The organism is Streptomyces sp. Act143, assembly GCF_003143935.1.
Taxonomy (GTDB): domain Bacteria; phylum Actinomycetota; class Actinomycetes; order Streptomycetales; family Streptomycetaceae; genus Streptomyces.
In genome coordinates this window covers 3,757,064-3,781,002 of record NZ_QFRX01000001.1, presented here as the reverse complement: position 1 = coordinate 3,781,002, position 23,939 = coordinate 3,757,064, and the positions used below count along the sequence as shown (strand labels likewise).

The 23,939-nt window shown below is 71.3% G+C and carries 27 protein-coding genes; 16 read left to right on the top strand and 11 right to left on the bottom strand.

Features of this window, described 5'->3' with window-relative positions:
- Nucleotides 1-205 precede the first annotated feature (205 nt).
- The 3 genes from DI272_RS16765 (at nt 206) to DI272_RS16755 (ending at nt 3,853) form a co-directional block, all read left to right on the top strand.
- Nucleotides 206-1,612 (top strand): family 2B encapsulin nanocompartment shell protein, encoded by a 1,407-nt coding sequence (locus tag DI272_RS16765; RefSeq protein ID WP_109496144.1) that lies wholly within the window; start codon nt 206-208, stop codon nt 1,610-1,612.
- Nucleotides 1,613-1,737: 125 nt separating this feature from the next.
- A complete protein-coding gene (locus DI272_RS16760; protein ID WP_375138044.1) occupies nt 1,738-2,868 on the top strand; it encodes a family 2 encapsulin nanocompartment cargo protein polyprenyl transferase in 1,131 nt (376 codons plus the stop codon).
- 382 nt (nt 2,869-3,250) lie between these two features.
- Nucleotides 3,251-3,853, top strand: a complete 603-nt coding sequence (locus DI272_RS16755) for a GNAT family N-acetyltransferase (RefSeq protein WP_109496142.1) — start codon at nt 3,251-3,253, stop codon at nt 3,851-3,853.
- 1 nt (nt 3,854) lies between these two features.
- On the opposite strand, the gene DI272_RS16750 is transcribed toward DI272_RS16755, so the two are convergent.
- The gene (locus DI272_RS16750; RefSeq protein WP_109496141.1) at nt 3,855-4,445 is read right to left on the bottom strand and encodes a TetR/AcrR family transcriptional regulator; all 591 of its coding nucleotides are present in this window, start codon (nt 4,443-4,445) and stop codon (nt 3,855-3,857) included.
- A 133-nt stretch (nt 4,446-4,578) separates the two neighbouring features.
- On the opposite strand from DI272_RS16750, the gene DI272_RS16745 reads away from it, so the two are divergent.
- On the top strand, nt 4,579-5,163 hold the full coding sequence (locus DI272_RS16745; RefSeq protein ID WP_109496140.1) for a dihydrofolate reductase family protein: 585 nt from the start codon (nt 4,579-4,581) through the stop codon (nt 5,161-5,163).
- An 86-nt stretch (nt 5,164-5,249) separates the two neighbouring features.
- On the top strand, nt 5,250-5,588 hold the full coding sequence (locus tag DI272_RS16740; RefSeq protein ID WP_109496139.1) for a DUF952 domain-containing protein: 339 nt from the start codon (nt 5,250-5,252) through the stop codon (nt 5,586-5,588).
- Here DI272_RS16740 and DI272_RS16735 read toward each other — a convergent pair.
- The 4 genes from DI272_RS16735 to sodN form a co-directional block, all read right to left on the bottom strand.
- On the bottom strand, nt 5,575-6,306 hold the full coding sequence (locus DI272_RS16735; RefSeq protein ID WP_109496138.1) for a VOC family protein: 732 nt from the start codon (nt 6,304-6,306) through the stop codon (nt 5,575-5,577). The two genes, DI272_RS16740 and DI272_RS16735, sit on opposite strands and share 14 nt — an antisense overlap.
- Nucleotides 6,307-6,321: 15 nt before the next feature.
- Nucleotides 6,322-6,732, bottom strand: a complete 411-nt coding sequence (locus tag DI272_RS16730) for a VOC family protein (RefSeq protein ID WP_109496137.1) — start codon at nt 6,730-6,732, stop codon at nt 6,322-6,324.
- 27 nt (nt 6,733-6,759) lie between these two features.
- On the bottom strand, nt 6,760-7,152 hold the full coding sequence (locus tag DI272_RS16725) for a helix-turn-helix transcriptional regulator (protein ID WP_109496136.1): 393 nt from the start codon (nt 7,150-7,152) through the stop codon (nt 6,760-6,762).
- A 107-nt stretch (nt 7,153-7,259) separates the two neighbouring features.
- Complete coding sequence (sodN, locus tag DI272_RS16720; protein ID WP_023546844.1) at nt 7,260-7,655, bottom strand: superoxide dismutase, Ni; 396 nt, start codon at nt 7,653-7,655, stop codon at nt 7,260-7,262.
- Between the two features lie 145 nt (nt 7,656-7,800).
- Between sodN and sodX the strand changes: the two genes are divergently transcribed.
- The gene (sodX, locus tag DI272_RS16715) at nt 7,801-8,238 is read left to right on the top strand and encodes a nickel-type superoxide dismutase maturation protease (RefSeq protein WP_109496135.1); all 438 of its coding nucleotides are present in this window, start codon (nt 7,801-7,803) and stop codon (nt 8,236-8,238) included.
- Here sodX and DI272_RS16710 read toward each other — a convergent pair.
- Complete coding sequence (locus DI272_RS16710; protein ID WP_109496134.1) at nt 8,142-8,771, bottom strand: ABATE domain-containing protein; 630 nt, start codon at nt 8,769-8,771, stop codon at nt 8,142-8,144. The genes sodX and DI272_RS16710 overlap by 97 nt on opposite strands.
- A 102-nt stretch (nt 8,772-8,873) precedes the next feature.
- Between DI272_RS16710 and DI272_RS16705 the strand changes: the two genes are divergently transcribed.
- Entirely contained in the window at nt 8,874-9,632 is a 759-nt protein-coding gene (locus DI272_RS16705) for a class I SAM-dependent methyltransferase (RefSeq protein WP_109496133.1), read from the top strand.
- A 63-nt stretch (nt 9,633-9,695) separates the two neighbouring features.
- On the opposite strand, the gene DI272_RS16700 is transcribed toward DI272_RS16705, so the two are convergent.
- The 3 genes from DI272_RS16700 to DI272_RS16690 are packed head-to-tail and all read right to left on the bottom strand — an operon-like array spanning nt 9,696 to nt 12,412.
- A complete protein-coding gene (locus tag DI272_RS16700) occupies nt 9,696-10,457 on the bottom strand; it encodes an amino acid ABC transporter ATP-binding protein (protein WP_109496132.1) in 762 nt (253 codons plus the stop codon).
- Between the two features lie 2 nt (nt 10,458-10,459).
- Nucleotides 10,460-11,416: an amino acid ABC transporter permease gene (locus DI272_RS16695; protein ID WP_109496131.1), complete on the bottom strand. Its 957-nt coding sequence runs from the start codon at nt 11,414-11,416 to the stop codon at nt 10,460-10,462.
- A 30-nt stretch (nt 11,417-11,446) separates the two neighbouring features.
- Nucleotides 11,447-12,412 carry an ABC transporter substrate-binding protein gene (locus DI272_RS16690; protein WP_109496130.1) on the bottom strand — a complete coding sequence of 322 codons (966 nt, stop codon included), beginning with the start codon at nt 12,410-12,412 and terminating at the stop codon, nt 11,447-11,449.
- 617 nt (nt 12,413-13,029) lie between these two features.
- On the opposite strand from DI272_RS16690, the gene DI272_RS16680 reads away from it, so the two are divergent.
- The 4 genes from DI272_RS16680 (at nt 13,030) to DI272_RS16665 (ending at nt 16,265) form a co-directional block, all read left to right on the top strand.
- Nucleotides 13,030-14,253, top strand: coding sequence for an NADP-dependent malic enzyme (locus DI272_RS16680; RefSeq protein ID WP_109496129.1), 1,224 nt, complete (start codon nt 13,030-13,032; stop codon nt 14,251-14,253).
- 163 nt (nt 14,254-14,416) lie between these two features.
- Nucleotides 14,417-15,382, top strand: a complete 966-nt coding sequence (locus tag DI272_RS16675) for a zinc-binding dehydrogenase (protein ID WP_109496128.1) — start codon at nt 14,417-14,419, stop codon at nt 15,380-15,382.
- 110 nt (nt 15,383-15,492) lie between these two features.
- Nucleotides 15,493-15,702, top strand: coding sequence for an HTH domain-containing protein (locus tag DI272_RS16670; RefSeq protein WP_059192380.1), 210 nt, complete (start codon nt 15,493-15,495; stop codon nt 15,700-15,702).
- Nucleotides 15,702-16,265 (top strand): Clp protease N-terminal domain-containing protein, encoded by a 564-nt coding sequence (locus DI272_RS16665; RefSeq protein WP_109496127.1) that lies wholly within the window; start codon nt 15,702-15,704, stop codon nt 16,263-16,265. The genes DI272_RS16670 and DI272_RS16665 overlap by 1 nt, the downstream gene beginning before the upstream one ends.
- Before the next feature lie 107 nt (nt 16,266-16,372).
- Here the strand turns inward: DI272_RS16665 and DI272_RS16660 are convergent, their stop codons facing one another.
- Nucleotides 16,373-17,437 (bottom strand): PadR family transcriptional regulator, encoded by a 1,065-nt coding sequence (locus DI272_RS16660; protein ID WP_109496126.1) that lies wholly within the window; start codon nt 17,435-17,437, stop codon nt 16,373-16,375.
- Nucleotide 17,438: 1 nt separating this feature from the next.
- Nucleotides 17,439-18,554: a DUF4097 family beta strand repeat-containing protein gene (locus DI272_RS16655; RefSeq protein ID WP_109496125.1), complete on the bottom strand. Its 1,116-nt coding sequence runs from the start codon at nt 18,552-18,554 to the stop codon at nt 17,439-17,441.
- Nucleotides 18,555-18,723: 169 nt separating this feature from the next.
- Here DI272_RS16655 and DI272_RS16650 point away from each other — a divergent pair, with 169 nt between their 5' ends.
- The 5 genes from DI272_RS16650 to DI272_RS16625 all read left to right on the top strand — a co-directional run bounded on the left by DI272_RS16650 (nt 18,724) and on the right by DI272_RS16625 (nt 23,934).
- Nucleotides 18,724-19,557 (top strand): hypothetical protein, encoded by an 834-nt coding sequence (locus DI272_RS16650; RefSeq protein WP_109500877.1) that lies wholly within the window; start codon nt 18,724-18,726, stop codon nt 19,555-19,557.
- Nucleotides 19,558-19,919: 362 nt separating this feature from the next.
- Nucleotides 19,920-20,099: a DUF6104 family protein gene (locus tag DI272_RS16640; protein WP_003992906.1), complete on the top strand. Its 180-nt coding sequence runs from the start codon at nt 19,920-19,922 to the stop codon at nt 20,097-20,099.
- A gap of 140 nt (nt 20,100-20,239) precedes the next feature.
- Entirely contained in the window at nt 20,240-20,644 is a 405-nt protein-coding gene (locus DI272_RS16635) for a CU044_2847 family protein (RefSeq protein WP_258314585.1), read from the top strand.
- A gap of 17 nt (nt 20,645-20,661) precedes the next feature.
- Nucleotides 20,662-22,731: a serine protease gene (locus DI272_RS16630; protein WP_258314584.1), complete on the top strand. Its 2,070-nt coding sequence runs from the start codon at nt 20,662-20,664 to the stop codon at nt 22,729-22,731.
- Nucleotides 22,732-22,908: 177 nt separating this feature from the next.
- Nucleotides 22,909-23,934, top strand: coding sequence for a MoxR family ATPase (locus DI272_RS16625; RefSeq protein WP_109500875.1), 1,026 nt, complete (start codon nt 22,909-22,911; stop codon nt 23,932-23,934).
- Nucleotides 23,935-23,939: the final 5 nt, after the last annotated feature.

Sequence of the window (23,939 nt, the reverse complement as noted above, 5' to 3'; positions counted from 1 at the left end):
GCGTGCGAGCCGTTTCGGACAAAGGCCGGGCGGCCGACCGGAAAGGCACGCACGTACGAGAACGCGATCAATGCCCAGCAAGCGAAAGATCCATTCCCGCTCTTTCGGGTAATAGCACCGCCACGCTCCGTGAGGAAGGCTTGCGCACACAGATGCCCCGGCGCAGACCGGCGCCCGGGCATGTTCTCGGGAGGGCGTTTCACATATGTCGGTAGGCGAAGAGGTCCGCACGGAGCAGGGCCGGCCGCAGCAGAGTCTCGGTACGGAAGCCGCGCGGAACCTGGCCACCACCACCAAGTCCGCACCCCAGATGCAGGAGATCAGCTCCCGCTGGCTGCTGCGCACGTTGCCATGGGTGAACGTCCAGGGTGGTACGTACCGCGTCAACCGCCGCCTGAGCTACGCCGTGGGGGACGGCCGGGTCACCTTCGTCAAGACGGGCGACCGCGTCGAGGTCATCCCGGCGGAGCTGGGTGAACTGCCGGCGCTGAGGTCGTACGAGGACGAGGAGGTGCTCACGGAGCTCGCCCGGCGCTGCCAGCAGCGCGAGTTCGGGCCGGGAGACGTGATCACCTCCTTCGGCAGCCAGGCCGACGAGGTCTACCTCCTCGCGCACGGCAGGGTGGAGAAGGTCGGCACGGGCCCCTACGGCGATGACGCCGTCCTCGGAGTCCTCGCCGACGGCTCCTACTTCGGCGACCATGCGCTGCTCGACCCCGACGCCATCTGGGAGTACACCGCCCGCGCGGCCACCGCCTGCACGGTGCTGGTACTGCCGCGCAACGACGTCGAGCAGGTCGCCGAGCGCACCGACACCCTGCGCGAGCACCTCCGGCGGCAGCGCTCGATCCCGGAGCAGAGCACCAACAAATACGGTGAGAAGGAGATCGCGCTCGCAGCCGGCCACAGCGGTGAGCCGGACATCCCGCACACCTTCGTCGACTACGAGGCGAGGCCGCGGGAGTACGAACTGAGCGTCGCCCAGACCGTCCTGCGCATCCACTCACGCGTCGCCGACCTCTACAACCAGCCGATGAACCAGACCGAGCACCAGCTCCGGCTGACCGTCGAGGCGTTGAAGGAGCGCCAGGAGCACGAGCTCGTCAACAACCGCGAGTTCGGACTCCTCCACAACTGCGAGTACGACCAGCGGCTCCAGCCGCACGACGGCGTGCCCAGCCCCGACGACCTGGACGAGCTGCTCAGCCGGCGGCGCGGCACCAAGCTGCTGCTCGCCCACCCGCGCGCGATCTCCGCGATCGGCCGCGAGCTCAACAAGCGGGGGCTCGTCCCCGAGACCATCGACGTGGGCGGCAACCGCATCCCGACCTGGCGCGGTGTGCCGATCTACCCGTGCAACAAGATCCCGGTCACCGAGGCCCGTACGACCTCGATCATCGCCATGCGTACCGGTGAGGCCGAGCAGGGCGTCATCGGTCTGCAGCAGACCGGCATCCCGGACGAGATCGAGCCGAGCCTGTCCGTCAGGTTCATGGGCATCAACGAACAGGCGATCATCAAGTACCTCGTGACCGCCTACTACTCCGCCGCGGTCCTCGTGCCGGACGCGCTCGGCGTCCTGGAGAACGTCGAGATCGGCCGCTGGCGGTGACCCTGCGCGCCCCTGATGCGCCGTGCCCCCGCCCGCGAGGGCGGGAGCACCCTGGTGCGGTGCGCCCGACGGCAGCGGATGCGCCACCGTCCGCGGACTTACCGAGGTGACCCATGGGTGAGTTCATGACGGCAACACGGCGCCGTCGCTCCGAGGCACTCGAAGGGCGGCGGCCCGTCGGGGCCACCGGGGATGACCGCCCGGCCCCGGAGACCGGCCGGTCTGCCCCGATCGACGGGCATGAGGCGGCGGTGATCCTGGAGCGGACGCGGGAGGTGGTCGACCCCGCGCTGCGGGCCGCGATCGACTCGCTGCCGGGATCGATGCGCCGGGTCGCGCTCTACCACTTCGGCTGGGAGCACGCCGACGGCACCCCGGCCGCGGGCCATGCGGGCAAGGCGATACGGCCCGCGCTCGTCCTCGCCGCGGCCACCGCGCTCGGCGGGCCCGAGGCCCGGGCCGCGGCGGTACGGGCGGCAGCGGCGGTGGAACTGGTCCACAACTTCACCTTGTTGCACGACGACGTGATGGACCGCGACACCACCCGGCGCCACCGGCCCACGGCCTGGACGGTCTTCGGCGACACCGACGCGATACTCGCCGGGGACACTCTCCAGGCGCTGGCCCTGCGGCTGCTCGCCGAGGACCCGCACCCGGCGTCCGCGGCGGCCGCCGCCCGGCTCGCGGACTGCGTCGTCGAACTCTGCGCCGGCCAGCACACCGACGTGGCGCTGGAGAAGCGGAGCCCCGGCGAGGTCACCCTCGACGAGGTGCTCGGCATGGCCGAGGCCAAGACGGGCGCCCTGCTCGGGTGCGCCTGCGCGCTCGGCGCGCTCTACGCGGGCGCGTCGGAGGACGACGTCGAGGCGCTGGACTCGTTCGGCCGCGAGGCCGGTCTCGCCTTCCAGCTCATCGACGACGTCATCGGGATATGGGGCGACCCGGGCCGTACCGGCAAGCCGGCCGGTGCCGACCTCGCCGCCCGCAAGAAGTCCCTGCCGGTCGTCGCCGCGCTGACCTCCGGCACCCCGGCGGCCGTCCGGCTGGCCGAGCTCTACTCGGCTCCCCGCGCGGAGGAGGACCTGGACGGCACGGCCGTCGCCGTCGAGCAGGCCGGCGGACGCGACTGGGCGCAGGATCAGGCGGCCGACCGGATGGGCCGTGCGGTGGGCCAACTGGCCCGGGCGGTGCCCGATCCGGAGGCGGCAGGCGGGCTCCTGGCCCTCGCGGAGTACGTGACACGGCGCAGCAGTTGAGCGCTGGGACTACAGGAGGCCGTACTCACAGGCACGGGCGCGAGTACGAGCACAAGCACGAGCGCGAGTACGACCGCGTGCACCAGCGCGGGCACCAGCACGGCCGCGGGCACCAGCACGGCCGCGGACACGAGCACGCATACGGACACGAGCACGAACACGGAGGCGGACGCAGTCCACCCAGACCCCGGAACCCCCGGGGCCGCGCGGCTCCTGACCCCGCGCGGTCCCGGGAGGCTCCGGCCCGGCGGGTCCCGCACATCCCCACGGCGTGCGGGCCCCGCCACTTCCGCTCATCCACGCCCCAGGGGCCCTTCGCATCACACCCCCGATAGAGTCAACCCCCGCATGGACAGAGTGAGTTGGCGAAGAGGGGCGGACCATGGGCGTGGCGATCCGGGCGGCGGGCGAGGATGATCGCGAGCTGGTCGTACGGCTGTTGGACACGGCGTTCCAGAGCGACCCGGTCAGCCGGTGGGTCTTCCCGGGCGACGAGTACCGCCGGGCCACCCATCACCGGCTCATGGCCGCCTTCACCGACATCGTGCTGGCCGACGGCCGCATCGACCTCACCGAGGACGGCACGGCCTGCGCGCTGTGGCTGCCGGTGGCGGCCGAGGAGCACGACGAGGGCGACGACGACGGCCCCGCCCAGGTCCGCGCGAGCGTCGACCCCGACAACGAGCGGGTCGAGCTGATAGCCCGGCTCACCCAGGACGTCCACCCCGCCGGCCGTGCCCACGAGTACCTGTGGATGATCGGCGTGCACCCGGAGCGGCAGGGCGAGGGGCTCGGCACCGCCCTCATCGGCTCGGTCCTCGACCGCTGCGACCGCGAGGGGCGGCCCGCCTATCTGGAGGCCAGCAGCGCCCGCAGCCGCGGCCTGTACGAACGCCTCGGTTTCACGCTCGTGGACCGCCCGCTCGACCTCCCCGACGGCCCGCGGATGTGGCCGATGTGGCGCGAACCCCGAGTCCGAGACTGACCTACGCCTCGGGCACCACCGTCGCCACGATCCGCTCCACCAGCCCCTCCGGAATCCCCACCCCCGGCAGCACCCCGTCCAGCACCCCCGGCAGGGTCAGGTGCTCCAGGATCAGTCCGAGCATCGCGAGATAGAGCACCACGACCGTCTCGTCACCGCCGGGCAGCCCGGCGTCCCGGTGGAACTCCATGCCGTACTCCAGGTCGCCGCGTACCGACTTGGTGTACGACTCCCGCAGTTCGGGCCTCCGGGTGGCCTCCAGGCGCATCTCCAGCAGGGCCAGATAGCCGGTGCGGTCGGCGGTCGCGCGGGCGATCAGATCGTGCATGAACGCCGTGACCAGCGCCCGGTCCTTCGGCCTCGTCAGCAGTCCGGCGAGCACCTCGGGGTCGGGCGCCAGCCGCACGTGCAGCCGGGTGTCGATCTGCCGCAGCAGGTCGTCGCGCCCGGTGAAGTAGTTGGAGGCGGTGCCCACCGGCACCCCGGCCTCGGCGTCCACCGCGCGGAACGTCAGCCCGCGCGCCCCCTCCCGGGCGAGCACCTCGACCCCGGCGTCGACCAGCGCCGCCCGCCGCTGCGGATTGACGGCCATGCGGAACCCCTTCTCCCACTTCCGGTCGCACCCGGAAACTCCCTTGCAACCACTACAACCGAAGTACTACAACTGAAGTACTACATCCGAAGTGGTTCGTAGAACAGAACGCAGCCTACGAAAAGAGACCCGCTTGCGAAAGCTCACGTACTTCGTCGCCTGCTCGATCGACGGCTTCATCGGTGACGAGAGCGGCGACGCGTCGTTCATGTACCCGTTCGTCGACGAGGAGTTCATCGCGTTCCTCACGGCCGAATATCCGGAGACCATGGCGGCCCACGGCCGCAGGGCGCTCGGCGTCCACCACCTGCCGCACAAGAGGTTCGACACCGTCATCCAGGGCCGCGGCAGCTACGAGGTCGGCCTGAAGGAGGGCTTCACCAGCCCGTACGGCCATCTGCGCGAGTACGTCGCCTCCCGCACCCTCACCGAGTCCCCCGACCCGCACGTCGAGATCATCGCCACCGACCTGCTCGGCAGGGTTCGCGAACTCAAGTCCGAGGAAGGCGAGTTGGGGATCTACCTCTGTGGCGGCGCCCAGCTCGCCGGTCAACTGCGCGACGAGGTCGACGAACTCGTCATCAAGACCTACCCGGTCGCCCTCGGCACCGGCATGCCCATGTTCGCCGCCGGCTTCTCGGTCGACGAGTTCGCCCTCGACGCCGTGCGCGCCTTCGGGAACGGTGTCCTGGTGCGCACGTACAGCAGGAAGCGCTGACGCCCCGGACAAGACGCTCGGTCGTCCGTCCGAGCAGCCGTGATTGCGGAGGCGGGCGGCGCGGCTGAGGCCGTAGCGTGGCCCGTATGACCGAACACGTCGTGCACCTCACCGAACGCTCCCTGTGGGAGGAAGCCCGCGCCCGGGGCACGTACGAGATGTCGACCCGTGGCAAGACCCTCCAGGAGGAGGGCTTCATCCACTGTTCGACGCGCGCCCAATGCCCGAAGGTCGCGGCCTTCCTCTACGGCGACTACGACGGCCCCGACGAGCTGGTACTGCTGGTCATCGACCCCGACCGGCTCGGCGTACCCCTGAAGTACGAGGCCCCGGAGCCCGGCGCGGAGGAGTTCCCGCACATCTACGGGCCGCTCCCGGTGGCCGCCGTGGTGGACGTGGAACCGTGGGAGGTCACCCCGCGCTAGGCAGCCCGCCGGTCTCCGGGTCCCGGCCGGTCAGGCAGTACGTGCCGCCGGCCGGATCGCGCATCACCGTCCAGTGCCTGCCGTGGGCGACCGTCGCCGCGCCCAGCCCCTCGTGCCGCACCCGGGTCGCCTCGATGTCGGCGCACGCCAGGTCCAGATGGGCGGAGGCGCCGCGCTCCTCGCCGAGCCGCTGGAGCAGGATGCGGACCGGCAGCCCGGGCGGCGGGACGAGCACGTGGAACTCGGGCAGTGAACCGGGCCGCGCCTCCCAGCCGGCCAACAGGGCGCTCCAGAAGGCGACTTCGGCGTCGTAGCGCGAAGGTGCGAGGTCCAGGCAGACCTGGTCGAGGCGGCTGCCGTGCACGACGGGCGGGCGTACGGACTCGCCGTGCCAGGGCACCGCGCAGAACAACTGCCCGGCGGGGGAACGGAGTACGGCCCACCCCTCGTGCTCGGCGGCCAGGGTCGCGCCCTGCCGCAGCGCCGACCGCACGAACTCCGGTACGTCGTCCACCGAGAAGTCGAGATGCGCGCCACCGGCCCCCGAGTCGACGCCCTGCGCCTTGACGCACGGGTCGGCGCCGGACGGCACCAGCGTCACGAACTCGCCCCGCGGCGCGGACAGTTGCGTGTCCGTGACCGCCGTCCAGAACTCATGGGCGCGGGCGGCGAGTTCGGCGGGGCGGTCGATGAAGGCGTACGTCCAGCGGATGCTCATGCCGGGGATCGTAGGTCAGGGGGCCTGCATGAACCGCAGCATGTTTCCGGCGGGGTCCCGGAACGCGCAGTCGCGCACGCCGTACGGCATGTCCGTCGGCTCCTGGAGCACCTCGGCGCCGGACTCCTTGACCCGGGCGAAGAGGGCGTCGCAGTCGGCGGTGGTGAAGTTGACCCCGCGCAGCACGCCCTTGGCCAGCAGCTGCTCCATCACGTCCCGGTCGGCGGGGGAGAGGTCGGGGTTGGCGGCGGGCGGCTCCAGGACGATCGACACGTCCGGCTGGAGCGGCGACCCCACGGTCGTCCAGCGCATGCCCTCGTACTTGACGTCGTTGCGGACCTCCAGGCCCAGGACGTCGCAGTAGAAGGCGATCGCCTTGTCGTGGTCGTCGACGGCGATGAAACAGGTGTGGAGTTTCAGGTCCATGGAGCCAACCTAAGGTCGATACCGGCCTCACGCCCGCCTCGGGCGGGTGTACGCCCGCACCACACAGGGCGGGATCTCCGCGCTCTCCTCGTGCGAACGAGCCCGGTAGGAGCTCGGCGTCTCGCCCACCAGCTGGGTGAAGCGGGCGCTGAAGGACCCCAGCGACGTACAGCCGACGGCCATGCAGACCTCGGTGACGGAGAGGTCGCCGCGGCGCAGCAGCATCTTCGCCCGCTCGACGCGGCGGGTCATGAGATAGCCGTACGGGGTCTCGCCGTAGGCCTCCTTGAAGCTGCGCTGGAAGTGGCCCGGGGACATCAGGGCGGTGCCGGCGAGGGCCGCCATGTCGAGCGGCTCGGTGTACTCCCGGTCCATACGGTCGCGGGCCTTGCGCAGGCGCACCAGATCCTCACGGTTCACGTCGCCAGCATCGCACGGGCACGCACGTGCAGAACACGCGCTCGACACGCGACGGCGGCGCAGTGATCTGTGTCACTGCGCCGCCGTACGGCGAGACGTGGTGAGGCTCAGGCCTTCTTGGTCTCCCAGAAGATCTTGTCGATCTGGGCGATGTAGTCCAGCGCCTTCTGGCCGGTGGCCGGGTCGGTGGACGCCTTGGCGGCCGACAGGGCCTTCAGGGCGTCGTTGACCAGCTGGTGCAGCTCCGGGTACTTCTCGAAGTGCGGGGGCTTGAAGTAGTCGCTCCAGAGCACCGACACGTGGTGCTTCGCGAGCTCGGCGCGCTGCTCCTTGATGACGGTGGCGCGAGCCTGGAAGTGCGGGTCGTCGTTGCCGGCCATCTTCTCCTGGACGGCCTTCACCGACTCCGCCTCGATGCGGGCCTGGGCCGGGTCGTACACGCCGCAGGGCAGGTCGCAGTGGGCGCTGACCTTGACCTTGGGGGCAAACAGGCGGGAAAGCATGGAGCATTCCTTCCTCGTGATCGTCTTCTCAGGTGGGACATTACTCCCTGCGAGACGGGTTTTCGCGAGTGCCCCCATGGGCTTAGGACAAAAGTCCGGGGTCAGACTGGGACTGGTGGATGAACGTACCGGGGAGGTGCCGGGGATGCCGGAGCTGTCGCAGGAGACCGAACACGGAGCAGCGCTCCCGCCCTTCGGGTGGGTCGAGGTGACCGGGCCGTCGATGGTGCCCACGCTCTACGACGGGGATCAGCTGCTGGTCCGCTACACGGGCCGGGTGCGGTCCGGCGACATCGTCATCCTGCGCCATCCCCTGCAGCAGAACCTGCTCGTGGTGAAGCGGGCGGCGGAGCGCCGGCCGGGCGGCTGGTGGGTGCTGGCCGACAATCCGCTGGGCGCGACCGCCGACAGCAACGACTTCGGCGTCGTGCCCGACGACCTGATCCTGGGCAAGGTCCGCTTCCGCTACCGCCCGCCGGAGGCCGGTCAGCGCTCGCCGCTGGCGCTGGCCCGCTGGGTGCTGTCGGCGGCCCGGCCCGTCTTCTCCGACCGGTCGGCCTCCAGGCGCTTGCGGGCGCGGTAGGCGGCCACGTTGGCGCGGGTCGCGCAGCGGTCGGAGCAGTAGCGCCGGGAGCGGTTCGTGGACGTGTCCAGGTAGGCGTTGCGGCAGGGTGCGGCCTCGCACAGGCCGAGGCGGTCCACGCCGTACTCGGTGAGGTGGAAGGCGAGCCCCATTGCGGCGATGGCGGCGTACCCCGCGGTCACGTTGGACGGGTGGTCGGCCAGGTGCATGTGCCACAGCGGGCGGCCGTCCTCGTCCCGGTGGTCGTGCCCGGAGATCTGCGGGCTGACCGGGAACTCCAGCAGCAGTGCGTTGAGCAGGTTGACCGCCAGTGCCTCGTCGCCGCCGTCGGCGGCCTCGAAGACCGCGCGCAGCCGGGCCCGGACCGAGCGGAAGCGGGTGACGTCGGACTCGGTGGCCCGGCGGGCCGCCTCCTGGCTGGCGCCGAACAGGTCGCGGACGGCCTCGACCGAGGTCAGTGCGTCCTTGCCCCGGGCCGGGTCCTCGCTGTTGACGAGACGCACGGCGTAATCCGAGTAATAGGCCAGTTCCACTTGTAGTCCTTACGGAGGCGTTCTATGGTCGTGGTGCGGTCGGTTGGTAATGACTGATCGTGCTTCCAGGGTATTACGTGTGCGCATGAAGAGGGGGCTCCCATGACGACCCGTACCGAAACCGACTGGCAGGCCTGGCAGCAGAGCTGGGGCCGGCAGCAGGAGTGGTACATGCCCGACCGCGAGGAACGCTTCCGGATCATGCTCGACATGGTCGAGGCCCTCGTCGGACCCCGGCCGCGCGTGCTGGACCTCGCGTGCGGCACGGGAAGTATCACGGCCCGGCTGCTCGCCCGGTTCCCGGAGGCCACCAGCACCGGCGTCGACCTCGACCCGGCCCTCCTCGCCATCGCCGAGGGCACCTTCGCCGGCGACGACCGGGTCACCTTCGTGACCGCCGACCTCAAGGACCCGGACTGGACCACGACCCTGCCGTACGACTCCTACGACGCCGTCCTGACCGCCACGGCCCTGCACTGGCTGCACAGCGAACCCCTCGCGGCCCTCTACGGTCGGGTCGCGGAACTCGTCCGCGACGGCGGTGTCTTCATGAACGCGGACCACATGATCGACGAGACGACGCCCCGGATCAACGCGGCCGAGCGCGCCCAGCGCCACGCCCGCATGGAACAGGCCAAGCGGGACGGCGCCCTGGACTGGGCCGAGTGGTGGGAGGTCGCCGGGCAGGACCCCGTCCTCGCCGGACCTACCGCCCGCCGCTTCGAGATCTACGGCGAGCACGCCGACGGCGACATGCCGTCCGCCGCGTGGCACGCGCGCGTGCTGCGTGAGAAGGGTTTCGGGGAGGCACGACCCGTGTGGTGCTCGCCTTCGGACACGCTGCTGCTCGCGGTCAGGTGAGGACATGGGAAAGGGGCGGTACGGGAGACCCGTACCGCCCCTTTCCCGTGCGCTCACACGCGCTTACAGGACCTTCGACAGGAACGCCTGCGTCCGCTCGTGCTGCGGGTTGGTCAGGACGTCGCGCGGGTTGCCGGACTCGACCACCACACCGCCGTCCATGAAGACCAGGCTGTCGCCGACCTCGCGGGCGAAGCCCATCTCGTGGGTGACGACGACCATCGTCATGCCCGACTCGGCGAGGTCGCGCATGACGTCGAGGACGTCACCGACCAGCTCCGGGTCGAGGGCCGAGGTGGGCTCGTCGAACAGCATCAGTTTCGGGTCCATCGCGAGGGCCCGGGCGATGGCGACGCGCTGCTGCTGGCCGCCGGAGAGCTGGGAGGGGTAGTTCTTCGCCTTGTCGGCGAGACCCACGCGCTCCAGCAGCTCGCCCGCCCGCTCCCTGGCCTGGGCCTTGCTGACGCCCTTGACCTGGACCGGGGCCTCCATGACGTTCTCCAGCGCCGTCATGTGCGGGAACAGGTTGAACCGCTGGAACACCATGCCGATGTCCCGGCGCTGGAGGGCGACCTCGCTGTCCTTGAGCTCGTACAGCTTGTCGCCCTTCTGGCGGTAGCCGACCAGCTCACCGTCGACGTACAGCCGGCCGGCGTTGATCTTCTCCAGGTGGTTGATGCACCGCAGGAAGGTCGACTTGCCGGAGCCGGAGGGGCCGATGAGGCAGAACACCTCGCCCTGCTTGACCTCCAGGTCGATGCCCTTGAGGACTTCCACCGGGCCGAAGGACTTGTGCACGCCCTCGGACTTCACCATTGCGTTCATGGTCATCGCCGCCAGCCGGAGAGGGAGATCATGTTGGCCTTGACCTTCTGCCACGGCGTCGCCGGCAGGTTCCGGGACGTGCCCCGGGCGTAACGGCGCTCCAGGTAGAACTGGAAGACGCTGAACACGCTGGTCATGACCAGGTACCAGATGCACGCCACGAACAGCATCTCCATGACGGCGTACGACGTGGAGCCGATCGTCGAGGTGGCGCGCAGCAGTTCGTTGTACGTCACCGCGTACACCAGCGACGAGGTCTTGAGCATGTTGATGAACTCGTTGCCGGTCGGCGGCACGATCACCCGCATCGCCTGCGGGATCACGATCCGGCGCAGCGTCTTGGCGTGGCTCATGCCGAGCGCGTGCGAGGCCTCCGTCTGGCCCTCGTCGACGGCCATCAGGCCGGCACGGCAGATCTCCGCCATGTACGCCGCCTCGTTCAGACCCAGGCCGAGCAGCGCGGCCATGAACGGCGTCATGACGTCGACCATCTCGTCCTTGTAGATCGGACCGAGATTCAGCGTGGGGAAGATCAGCGCCAGGTTGAACCAGAGCAGGAGCTGGACGTAGACCGGGGTCCCGCGGAAGAACCAGATGTAGACCCAGGCCACCCAGCTCGTCACCGGGTTCTTGGAGAGCCGCATGACGGCCAGGATCACGCCCAGGACCACGCCCATGACCATGGCGAGCACGCTGATCAGCAGGGTGCGCCCGGCGCCCTTGAGGACCGTGTCGTCGAAGACGTAGTCGCCGACCGCGTGCCACTGGATCTTGTCGGCCGTGGCGAAGGCGTTGACCAGCAGGCCGACCAGCGCCAGCACGATGACCGCGCTGACGTAGCGGCCCCAGTGCCGGACCGGGACGGCCTTGATCGCCTCCGGTGCGACGGAGGCGGCGGAGGCCTCCTTGGAGACCGGCGGCGCCGCGTCCGCCGGCTCCTTCTCGAACTTGTCAGTCACCGTGACTGCCCTTCAGTGGTGCCGGGTCGGTCACTTGCCGCCGTTGATCGCGGCCTTGTCGATGGCGCCGGACTGGGCGCCCCACTTGTCGAGGATCTTCTTGTACGTGCCGTCCTCGATGATGGCGTTGACGGCCGCCTCCAGCGCGGAGGTGAGCTCCTTGTTGTCCTTGTTCACGGCGATGCCGAACGGACCGGCGTCGACCTGCTCGCCGACGACCTCGAAGGCGTTGCCGCCGTCGGCCTTGCGGGCCAGGTCGACCGCGACCGGGTAGTCGTTGACACCGGCGACCGCGCCGCCCGACTTCACGCGGGTCTGGGCCTCGGTGTCGTTCTCGAACGACTCGATGTCGATCTTCTTCTTGCCGTCCTTCGTGCAGGCCTTGGACTGCGTCTGCAGGGCGGCCTCGTACGTCGTGCCGCGCTGCACGGCGGCGGTCTGGCCGCAGAGGTCCTCGATGGACTTGATGCCCTTCGGGTTGCCCTTGGCGACGTAGACGGCGGTGCCGGCCTTGAAGTAGTCGACGAAGTCGACACCCGGGCCGAGCTTCTTGCCCTTGTCGTCCAGGCCCTCCTGACGCTGCTTGGTGTCCGTCATGGACGACATCGCGAGGTCGTAGCGGCCCGAGTTCAGGGCGGTGATCAGGCCGTCGAAGGAGCCGGAGGTGAACTTGAACTCCACGCCCAGCTTCTCGCCCAGGGCGTTGGCGATGTCGATGTCGACACCGACGATCTTGCCGCCCTCCTGGTACTCCATGGGCGCGTACTCGGCGTTGGTGCCGGCCTTGAGAACGCCGGCCTTCTGGATGGCCGCGGGCAGCTTGTCGAAGAGCGGCGCCTTGCTGGAGGACGCGCTCTCCTTCGTGCTGTCGTTGCCGCTGTCGTTCGTCTGGTCACCGCAGCCGGTGAGAAGCAGGGCGCCTGCGACCGCGATCGAGCCGACCGCTGCGAGCCGGGAGCGGGCGGCGGTCGTACGACGGGTGGAGCTTGCGGTCATGGTGGGTTCCTCCGGCGGATGGGTGGAGTTGCCGATGGGGCGGGCTTCTGCCGATGGGGTCGGCAGTGGCCTTGGTTTCCTAGGTCGACGAGAGCACACGCCTTCGAGTGCCGCGACCTCGTGTGATTACGGCATCTTGCCATTCGGACTGTGCGATTCAGGGGGCCAGCCATGTCAAAATCGGATAACGGGTGACCCCCGAACCGCATCAGGCCGGACATCAAGGCCGCACCTCTTGCGGGAATCCATCCTTCCAGCCGGAGGATCTTCGGCGCATCTCACGATGTGAGCGCCGACCTCCTGGCCCGTACGGCCGCTCGACCCGCTGTCAAGGGGGTGTCGAGGACGTGTCCACATATTTGTTCATGATTCATGTCACCGATATGTGGTGTGCGGGGTCCGTCATGTGACCTTGCACGTATTGGACTCGTCGCAGGTGCCGTCCGTCGGGTAAGAAGGTTCTTTACACCCCTCATCCGGGGCTCAGGGCGCGTGTGCGGCGCGCCCGTCGTGCACGGCCCGTACGCATCACCGACACAGGGCCGTACGCGGTGCCCGCCCACTTCTCAACCAGGAGTGGCCACCCTCAAACCATGAATATCTAAGGGGTAGAACCAGTGGCAGCGGAGATCGTCAATCCTCGCAGCGACAGCGATACGGGCCAGGACGGCGGGGCGGAGCCCCTCGATTCCTTCGACCCCGCGTTCGCGCTGCACCGCGGCGGCAAGATGGCAGTGCAGGCCACCGTGCCGATCCGCGACAAGGACGACCTGTCCCTCGCGTACACGCCCGGCGTGGCGAAAGTGTGCAGCGCCATCGCCGAGCAGCCCGAGCTCGTCCACGACTACACGTGGAAGTCGTCCGTCGTCGCCGTCGTGACCGACGGCACGGCGGTCCTCGGACTCGGTGACATCGGGCCCGAGGCCTCCCTTCCGGTCATGGAAGGCAAGGCCATCCTCTTCAAGCAGTTCGGCGGCGTGGACGCGGTGCCGATCGCGCTGGACTGCACGGGCGTCGACGAGATCGTCGAGACCGTGGTCCGCCTCGCCCCCTCCTTCGGCGGGGTCAACCTGGAGGACATCTCGGCGCCGCGGTGCTTCGAGATCGAGAAGCGCCTCCAGGAGCGTCTCGACATCCCGATCTTCCACGACGACCAGCACGGCACGGCCGTGGTCACGCTGGCGGCCCTGCGCAATGCGGCGCGGCTGAGCGGGCGGGAGATCGGTCAGCTCCGTGCGGTCATCTCGGGCGCCGGCGCGGCCGGGGTCGCCATCGCCAAGATGCTGGTCGAGGCCGGCATCGGCGACGTGGCGCTCGCCGACCGCAAGGGCGTCATCTCGGCAGGCCGTGCGGACCTGACGGACGTCAAGCGTGAGGTCGCCTCCTTCACCAACAAGGCCGGGCTGACCGGTTCCCTCGAGGACGCCCTGGCCGGCGCCGACGTCTTCATCGGCGTCTCCGGCGGCACGGTCGCCGAGGAAGCGGTGGCGTCGATGGCGGAGGGCGCCTTCGTCTTCGCCATGGCCAACCCGAACCCCGAGGTGCACCCGGACGTCGCGCACAAGTACGCGGCGGTCGTGGCCACGGGCCGGTCCGACTTCCCGAACCAGATCAACAACGTCCTCGCGTTCCCCGGCATCTTCGCCGGCGCGCTCCAGGTGCGGGCCTCCCGCATCACCGAGGGCATGAAGATCGCGGCTGCGGAGGCGCTGGCCTCGGTGGTCGGCGACGACCTGGCCGCCGACTACGTCATCCCGTCGCCGTTCGACGAGCGGGTCGCGCCGGCCGTGACCGCGGCCGTGGCCGCGGCGGCTCGCGCGGAGGGTGTGGCTCGCCGCTGAGGTGAGTGGGCATGGGGTGGCCCCGTTCGGCTTCGTGCCGGGCGGGGCCGCTTTTTACCTGCCGGCGGGGCTGTCCGGGTGGTGACGGCGCCCGTGGCAAGAGGGCGTGTGTCACAGGGCCCTCCGGTTCCCTCGGACGGCCGGGGAACCTATCGTCAACATCATGTTCGCTGCCTACGCCGCCCGCATCGACCGTGACCAGCCGCTCAGCGGCCTCGAGTTGGGGGAGCGTCCGGCTCCCGAGGCCCGCCCAGGCTGGAGCGTCGTCAACGTCAAGGCCGCTTCCCTCAACCACCACGACCTCTGGTCCCTCAAGGGCGTCGGCCTGTCCGAGGACAAGCTGCCGATGATCCTCGGCTGCGACGCGGCCGGTGTCGACGAGGACGGCAACGAGGTCGTCCTGCACTCCGTCATCGGCCAGAGCGGTCACGGCGTGGGCCCCAAGGAGCCGCGCTCCATCCTCACCGAGCGCTATCAGGGCACCTTCGCCGAGCAGGTCGCCGTGCCCACCTGGAACGTCCTGCCCAAGCCCAAGGAGCTCTCCTTCGCGGAGGCGGCCTGTCTGCCCACCGCGTGGCTGACGGCGTACCGGATGCTCTTCACCAACGCCGGGGTACGGCCCGGCGACTCGGTCCTCGTGCAGGGCGCCGGCGGCGGTGTCGCCACGGCCGCGATCGTGCTCGGCAAGGCGGCCGGGCTGCGGGTCTTCGCCACCAGCCGGGACGAGGCCAAGCGCAAGCGGGCCGTCGAGCTGGGGGCCGTGGAGGCGCTGGAGTCCGGCGCGCGGCTGCCGCAGCGGGTCGACGCCGTCATCGAGACGGTGGGCGCCGCCACCTGGTCGCACTCGGTGAAGTCGCTGAAGCCGGGCGGCACGCTCGTCATCTCCGGTGCCACCAGCGGCGACCGCCCCTCGCACGCCGAGCTGACCCGGATCTTCTTCCTGGAGCTCAAGGTCGTGGGTTCGACGATGGGCACCAAGGACGAGCTGGAGGACCTGCTGTCCTTCTGCGCCGCCGCCGGGGTCCGCCCGGTCATCGACGAGGAGCTTCCGCTGGACCGGGCCCGGGAGGGCTTCGAGCGGCTGGCGTCGGGGGAGCAGTTCGGGAAGATCGTGCTGACGAACTCCTGAGTCACCGGCGGTCGGTTGACGGGCGGGTCCGGATGTCCGGGCCCGCCTTTTCCGTACCACGCTTGTCAACTTTGGTTGACGTCGACCGCATGTCAACGTAGGTTGACGGCATGACCGAAGCAACGGATCTCGCCGAGCGGGCGGGTGACCGCGACCCCCGGGTCGGCCTGCGGGCCGTCGCCGCGCTGCGCCGCCTGCTGGAGCAACTGGAGTCGGTGCAGGTGCGCAGCGCTCGCAACCAGGGCTGGTCGTGGCAGGAGATCGCCGCGGAACTCGGGGTGACCAGGCAGGCCGTGCACAAGAAGTACGGGAGGCATTGATGTTCGAGCGGTTCACGAAGGATGCGCGGGCCGTGGTGACCGGCGCGGTGGAGCAGGCCGAGCGGACGGGGACGTCGACCGTCGACTCCGAGCACCTGCTGCTCGCGGTACTCGATCGCGAGGCGAGCCGCGCGTCCTTCGCGCTGGCCGCACTCGGGCTCACCGACCGGAAGGAGTCCGTACGACAGGATCTCGCCGCCGCACGCCGACGGGCCGGTCTGTCCCGGGCCGAGGCCGACGCCCTGGCGGGACTGGGCATCGACGTCGCCGCGATCGTCGCCCGGGTGGAGGAGGTGCACGGCGTCGGCGCGATGTCCGGGGACCGCAACGACAAGGGCTGGTGGTCCGGACACCGCTCCTTCAGCCGGGACGCCAAGGGCGTCCTCGAACTCGCCCTGCGCAACGCGGTCTCCCGCCGGGACCGGCACATCGGCGACGAGCACATCCTCCTGGCCCTCACCGCCCGCCCCGGCGTGGCCGGCGAGGTGCTCGCCGACCACGGGGTGACGTACGAGTCGGTGACCCGTGTCCTCTACGGCGGGGGAGCGGCCAAGGCGGGCTGAGCTGTGGGGCGCCTGGGCTGTGGGCCGCCGTAAGCCGTGGGCTGCCGTGAGCCGTGAGCCGTGAGCCGTGAGCCGTGAGGTGCCGTGGGCCGCCGAGCCCTGCTCGGTCAGCTTTTCGGTGTCCTCAGCAGCGCCCCGATGTGGGCCGCCGCCGTGGACAGATGGCGGCGGGCGTCGCGGAGTTGGTCCGCGGTGACGCCATGGTCGCGGGCCGCGTCGCGGATGTCGTCGCGGAAGCGGTCCAGGAGACGGTCCAGGTCGCGGGCCGGGTCGCCGGTGCCGGACTCGTGGGCCCAGGACGGCTCGTAGTCGGCGGGAAAGTCCTCCGGTGTCCGGGAGTACTCGGGGGAGTGCTCGGGCGCCGGCGCCGACTTGTGGGCGTTGCCCCGCCCGAACCCGAAGTCCTTCCCGAACTCCTTGCCGAAGTCCTTCCCGAACTCGCCGAACTCCTTGGCCAGTTCGGTCAGGCCCTCGCGCACGCCCGTGGGCCAGTCGCCCCGCGCGAAGTGGTCCTGCACCTGCTCCTGGACCCGCCGGGCGATCCGCTGCACCTCCTCCTGCGCCTGCTCCCGGGCCCGCTCCTGGGCCTCCTTGGCCTGTCGCCGGGCCCGCTGGGCCTCCTCGCGGGCCCGCCTGCTCTCGTCCTTGGCGCGCCGGGCCTGCTCCTTCCACTCCTGCTTGACGCGGCGCATCTCCTCCTTGGCCGCGCGCCACGACTCGTGGTCCGCGTACTCCGCGAAGTCCCCGAGGGGGCCGTCCTGTCCGCGGCCGGTACCACCGCCGCGGCGGGCCTCGGAGGCGGCGGCCCGCATCTCGCGCCGCAGATCACCCGCAGCGCCCCGCACATCGGCCCGGATCTCGGCGGCGAGCTCCGCCACCGACTCCCTGATCTCCAGCTCCAGGTCGGCCAGTTCCCCGCTGCGGTCGGCCAGTTCGGCGCGGCCCGCGTCCGTGATGGCGTACACCTTGCGGCCGCCCTCGGTGGTGTGCGTGACCAGGCCCTCGGCCTCCAGCTTGGCCAGCCGCGGGTAGACGGTGCCGGCCGAGGGCGCGTACAGCCCCTGGAAGCGCTCCTCCAGCAGCCGTATCACCTCGTAGCCGTGTCGCGGGGCCTCGTCGAGCAGCTTCAGGAGGTAGAGGCGGAGGCGGCCGTGGGCGAAGACGGGGGGCATGTCAGAGCACCTTCTTGTCGGTCGTGCCGTCGGCCGGGGTGGTGTCGGTGACGTCGGTGGCGTCCGGGTCCTGCGGGGCGCCACCCGGGCCGGAGACGGAATTGTCCCCCGAGTCGCTCTTCGGGCCGTCCATCGGGTCGGCGACGGAGGGTCCCGGTTCACCGGCCTCCGGCTCGGCGTCCACCACGACATGCTCGACGCGGTGATCCGTGTGGCCCCCGGCGCCGTCCTCCGTCACCCGCTCCACGCGATGTTCCGCGGGGCCGTCGAAGCCGCCGTCCTCCTCCCAGCCGCCGTCTGCGTCCTCGTCCTCGCGGGGTGGCCGGTGCAGGAGGGCGATCGAGCCGGAGACCGTGGTCGCGCGGAGCTTGCCGGTGCCGGCGCCGAGGCGGCCGGTGACCTTGTGGGCGCCCCACTGGCCGTGGACCCTGAGGCCGTCGAAGGCGTTGGAGATGGTGCCGCTGGCGGTGTTGGCCTCCACCTCGGCGTCGGCGGGCTGCGGCAGCCTGATGGCGATCTCGCCCGAGACGCTGGTCAGCCGGACGTCGGTGGGGCCGTTCGGATCGAGGTCCACGATCATGGAGCCGCTGACCGAGTCGGCCTTCACGGAGGAGCCCGACCCCTCGACGACCGTGAGGTCGCCGGAGACGGAGTTGAAGCGGAGGTCGCCGGTGACGGCCTGGGCCTCCAGATTCCCGGAGACGGTGTCGGCACGGACCGGGCCGGAGAGGCCGACCAGGGTCGCGTCGCCCGTGACCCCCTTCACCGACGACGGTCCTCGGATGCCCGAGACGACGGCCCCGGCGCCCACCACCCCGACCTCGACGCGGGTGTCGGCCGGCACGGCCAGGGAGACGACGGCGCTGCGCCGCCAGCCCTTGCGGTCGAGCCACTTGAGGAAGCCCTTCCAGGGCAGGTCGTCGTAGGCGACCGTCAGGGTGCCGCCCTCCTGGTGCACGACCAGGGGCGGGCCCTCCAGCTCGGAGACCTCCAGGCGGGCGGAACCTTCGTCCGTCCCCACGACGTTCACCGTTCCGTTGACGATGCGCACATGGAGCTCGCGCACCGGCTCGTCGAACGCGAGCTTCCTCGGCTCTGCGACGGACCACTCGGACATGGCACAGACCTCCCCGTGACGACGACACGCAACACCGCACCACACGCGCCATATCGCGTATTCCGCTATTCACGATATATCGCGGATGCCGAAAGTCAAGACACCCGTTCTGGGGACGTCCAGCCCTGCAAAAGTGCCTAAAACGTATGAATCCGCCTAGCGTGTGACCATGCCGACGGAACCCGCTGCTCCCGCCACCGCGCCCGGCGCCCTGCTCCTCTGCCGCGCGGAGCCCGAGGCCGTCGCCCCCGCCGCCCGGCTGCTGCGCGAGCGCATGCTGCTCACGAGCGCGGGCCGGGACTGGAGCCTCCTCGTCCCCGAGGGCAAGCCCTGGCGCGACGGCGGCGAACCGGTCGACCGCGTCCTCACCGGCTGGGCCACCGCCCTCGCCGTCGGCGCCCCCTGGCCGGTCCTCGCCCTGTGGTGGGACACCGAGCGCAGCGGCTACACCCTCGCGTCCGGCTTCCGCCGCCCCGTCGGCTACGTCTGGCTCGCCAACGGCACCCCGGCCGGCGAGGACGAGGCGATGCGCACCTTCGCCGCCCGGCTCGGCCTCGACCCGGTCCTGGACGTGCAGTCCCTGGACGAGCTGACGAAACCGGACTCCGTCGCCGACGCGCGTGCCCGCCTGACCGGCCTGCTCGCGGTCCTCACACGCGCGGGCCTCACCCTGCCCACCGGCCTCGCCCCCGGCGAACCCGCCGACCGCCTCCGCGAGGTCGCCCGCGTCCAGCCGGACGCCCGCGCCGTCGAGTGGGAGGGCTGGCGCGAGACGGTCCGCGGCGAGCTCGAAGTCGTCGCGGGCCGCGACCTGGCCCGCTGGCTCCCCTGGTCCGGCGACCCGAGGGCCCGCGCCCTGGCCCTCGCCCAGGTGGCCGCCGGCCTCCCGCTCACCGCCTTCGGCCTACGACGCCGCAGCGGCGGCTGGATCACGGCGGGGGCCCTGCTGCTGGCACACGGGGCGCTGGGGCTGGCGTACGACCTGAGCCACCCCCGCGACTGACAGCCGAACCGCCCGCGCGGTCGGCGTACGCGCCCGCGCGCCCGCACGCACACGACCCGCGCACACACGACCGACGCGACATACCGGCGCCCGCGCGCGGGCAGGGCGCGGGCCAGCCGCCCCCGCCCCCGCGGCTTGCATAGGCTGTCCACGGAACCGGAGACCGGGAAACGGACCCGAGCTCGAGAAACGGAACCCGAGACCGAGACGCAGGACCGGGAACCCGGTACCCGGTACCCGGAGCCCGGAGCCCGGAGCCCGGAGCCCGGAGCCCGGAGCCCGGAGCCCGGGAGCCCGGCCCCGGAACTCCGGAACCGGCACCCACACGACACTCAGAACACGGACGTACGCAGGAGAACCCCATGTACTTCACCGACCGCGGCATCGAGGAACTGGAGAAGCGGCGCGGCGAGGAAGAAGTCACCTTCGAGTGGCTCGCCGAGCAGCTGCGGACGTTCGTGGACCTCAACCCGGACTTCGAGGTGCCGGTCGAGCGGCTCGCCACCTGGCTGGCGCGGCTGGACGACGAGGACGACGAGTAGGAGCCCCCCGGCCACCGGCGGAAATCGCCCAACTGGGCCCTCTCGCACTCCACTTCACAGGGAGTTAGCCTTCTCCTCCCATCGCGGTGGGGATGCTTCCCTCGATGCGGGGGAGCCGGAAGTCAACGGACGGGGGAGTCGTGGGCGGAGGGATCGAACGGATAAGGCTCGACGACGGAACCGTCGTATGGGCCAGGATCGGCGCGGCGGACGGTGCCGCGTCGCACGGGGGCGGTTACCGGGACACCGGCGCGGGAGAGCGGATCTCCTCGCTCGCGGGCGGCCTCGCCGGCACGGTCGGCGGCGTCGTGCGCTCCCTGCGCGCCGGGCTGGAGACCACCGCACCCGTGGAGGTGTCCGTCAGCTTCGGCATCGAACTGTCGGCGCAGGCCGGCCGGGTCGTGAGCGCCATCGCGGGAGCGGGCGGACAGACCTCGCTGACGGTGCAGCTGACCTGGACGGAACCCGCCCGCGACGGCACCGGGCAGGACCCGGGGCAAGGGGGCGGCGGCACCCCCGGACCCTCGCCCCTCCCCGGCGAATGACCTCCTTCGGGGAGCCCTTGAGCTCCCTCGAAGCGATGGTGCGCCCCGCGCTCGCGCGAATCGTGGCGGGTGGTGACGGGTATGCACCTGACGGTGACGACTACTGGGGCAGTGGTTTCTTCGTCGCACCAGGTTGGCTGCTGACCTGTGCGCATGTCGTGGGGGAGGGGGGAGCGGCCGTGATGCGAGCGGGCGGCCCGGTCGGTGTCAGCTGGCAGGGCGGCACCACCACCGGCCAGGTCATCCTCGCCAAGCCCGGTCATGAGGCGCTCGGCCGCGGCCGTGGCTCCTGGAAGTTCCCGGACATCGCCCTGGTCAGGGTGCGGGACGCCGACGACGCGCGGTGCGTGTGGCTCAGCGACCGGGCCCCGGCGCTGCACGCGAGCGTCAGTCTGCACGGCTGGTCGCTGGAGACCGGCGATCTCAGCGTCCGCTACGGCACCGGCCGGATCAGCGGGGTGGACGGCAAGGCGCTGCTGCTCAGCGGTGCCCTGCCGGTGGGCGGCCTGTCGGGCGGGCCGGTGCTCGACCGGCGGTCCGGTGCCGTCATCGGCATGAACAAGGGACGCGGGGAGAACGAGGGGGCCGCGGTCCCGGTCACCGCCCTGCGCGAACTGTTCGACAGCGACGGCGGCGACGTCCTGCACACCGTGATCCGCGAGCACGACCTGCACCACCTCCGGCACTTCACCGACTCACCGGCGACCGCCTGGACCACGGCCCAGGCCGATCTGCACCGCTCGGGGGCCCCGGGCCTCGACCCCGAACTGCGGGTCCGCCTCTACGGATACTTCGCGGAACTGCGCCCGCCCACCGGCCCCGGCCCCGTCGTCGACCTGGTCGCTCAGGTCAAGGCCGCGGTGACCGGCGAGGACACCCCGCCGCTGCTCGTGCACGACCCGCGGACCTGGCGGGAGGGCGTCGGACTGCTGCACGGCCTGCGCGACCGCAGCGGCAGCCGCGGCAACGCCGACGTCGAACTGGACGCCGTACTGCTGTACGCGGCGCACGTGGCCCGGCGGGCCGCGGGACAGGACCCGCGGCTGCTGCGGGCGTTCGCCGCGTGGCTCACCGAACAGGCCGAGCGGCACGCCTACTGGCCGGTCGGCGAGGCGATCCGCACCCTCCTCGCGGACCTCGGCGGGGCCTCCCGCACGGCCCCCGCGTTCGCCGGAACCGCCGCCGTCCCCGACGCGGCGGCACCGTCGACCCGCGTCGACGTCCTCGTGCGGATCGGCGACGTGCAGTACGGCGACCGCTATCCGTGGAGCGTCCAGCTCCTCTACGACGGACAGGTCGTCACCCCCGTGGACGGCGACGACGTCGGGGTGCCGCTCGGGAAGCTGGAGGAGTCCGTACGGGGTCCCCTGGCGAAGGCGCTCAGCCTCGGCGACCACGACGAACACCTCGCCGCCGTCGAGGTGTTCCTGCCGCGCCGCCTGTTCGACCTGCCGGTCGACGAGTGGCAGCTCACCCCGCACGGCACGGGGGACGACGACTCCGACGCGCTCGACGAGCACGCCATGCCCATCGGCCTGCGCAGAACCGTCGTCCTGCGCGCCCAGCACCGCAACACCCGGCCGCCCAGCCCCGAATGGCGCCGCCGCCAGAAGGGCGTGACCCGCGGCCCGCTGACCGCGGTGCCGCTGCGTGCCGAGGCGCCGGCGGACGGGCATGCGCCCGGTGTGCGCCGGGAGGGCGCGCTGGCCGTGTACGGCCGGCTCGGCGGAGCGGACGACGCGTGCGTGCCCGTGCACTGCGGTCCCGTGGGCAGCGGCGACGGCCACGAGGCCATGGGACGCGCGCTGCTCGCCGGGCACAGCGTCGCGGTGTGGCGCCGGGACGCCCACCGGCCCGACGAGTGCGCGGCGTTCCACGCGCAGGCCGCCCGGCTGCTGGAGCTGGCGGGCCGGGCGGACCGCCTCGCCCGCCAGGTACGCGAACTGCGCATCCGCCTGTCCGACCCCGACACCGCCGAGACGCAAGGCCTCAAGGGCAGGATCGCCTTGCTCCTGGACCCGCCCGACCGACCACGCCATGGAACGGAACCGATGCAACCCCCGGCCCTGGCCGGACCCGAGCTCTGAGCCCGTGTCCGCCCACCCGCCGATCCGCACGTCAACTCACCTTTCGGACAAGGGGGTTGATCCATCGTCAGCGCTATTCGACACGCCGGAACCTCGGCAGGCCCGGCCGCCGGGCGGTAACGTGGCGGCGGACGGCCGGGCCCGCTGCATGATCACCAGAGCCGGGAGGAGCCCATGGTGAACGACTGGCGGATCTACCGCGGTGCGGGTCAACCGCACGACGGACTGCGGCAGTTACCCGCGCCCCCGCCCTGGCGGGACTTCGCGGCGGCGCGCGACGGCGCCGAGGCCGGCCCGGAAGACCCCAGCAGCGCCCGCCGGCTCGGAGTGCAACGCCGGCTCGTGGAGAACTACGCCCCCCGCGCCGCCGAGGTCGACGCCGTCAACGCGGCCCTCTATCTGCGCCGTCCGCTCCTCGTCACCGGCAACCCCGGCACCGGCAAGTCCACCCTCGCCTACGCGATCGCCCACGAACTGGGCCTGGGCCGGGTGCTGCGCTGGCCGATCGTCAGCCGGACCGCCCTCCAGGACGGCCTCTACCGCTACGACGCCATCGGCCGCCTCCAGGACGTCCAACTGGAGCGCGCCCAGGGCGATCGGAACGCCGGAAGCCCCGCGGCGGCCGCCTCCGGCATCGGGTCGTACATCCGGCTCGGCCCGCTCGGCACCGCGCTGCTGCCCGCCGAGCGGCCCCGCGTCCTGCTCATCGACGAGCTGGACAAGAGCGACCTCGACCTGCCCAACGACCTCCTGAACACGCTGGAGGAAGGCGAGTTCGGCATTCCCGAGCTGGAGCGCCTCGCCGACCGCGAACCCGTCGTCGACGTCCTCACCGACGACGGCGAGCGGGTGTCCGTGCACGGCGGACGCATCGCCTGCGCCGCCTTCCCGGTGATCGTGCTGACCTCCAACGGCGAACGCGACTTCCCCGCGCCCCTGTTGCGCAGGTGCGTCCAGCTGGAACTGGAGCCGCCCGGCGAGGAGCAGCTCACCGCCATGGTCGAGGCGCACCTCGGCGCCGAGGGCGCCGCCGCGGGCCGGGACCTGATCGCCCGGTTCCTCGCCCGCGACCCGGGCGAGGTGGTGGCCGCGGACCAGCTCCTCAACGCCCTCTTCCTCACCCAGCACACCCCGCACGCGGAACGCCTCACCCGGGAGCGGATCGCGGACATGCTCATGCAGCCGCTCGACCGTTCGAGGTGATGACC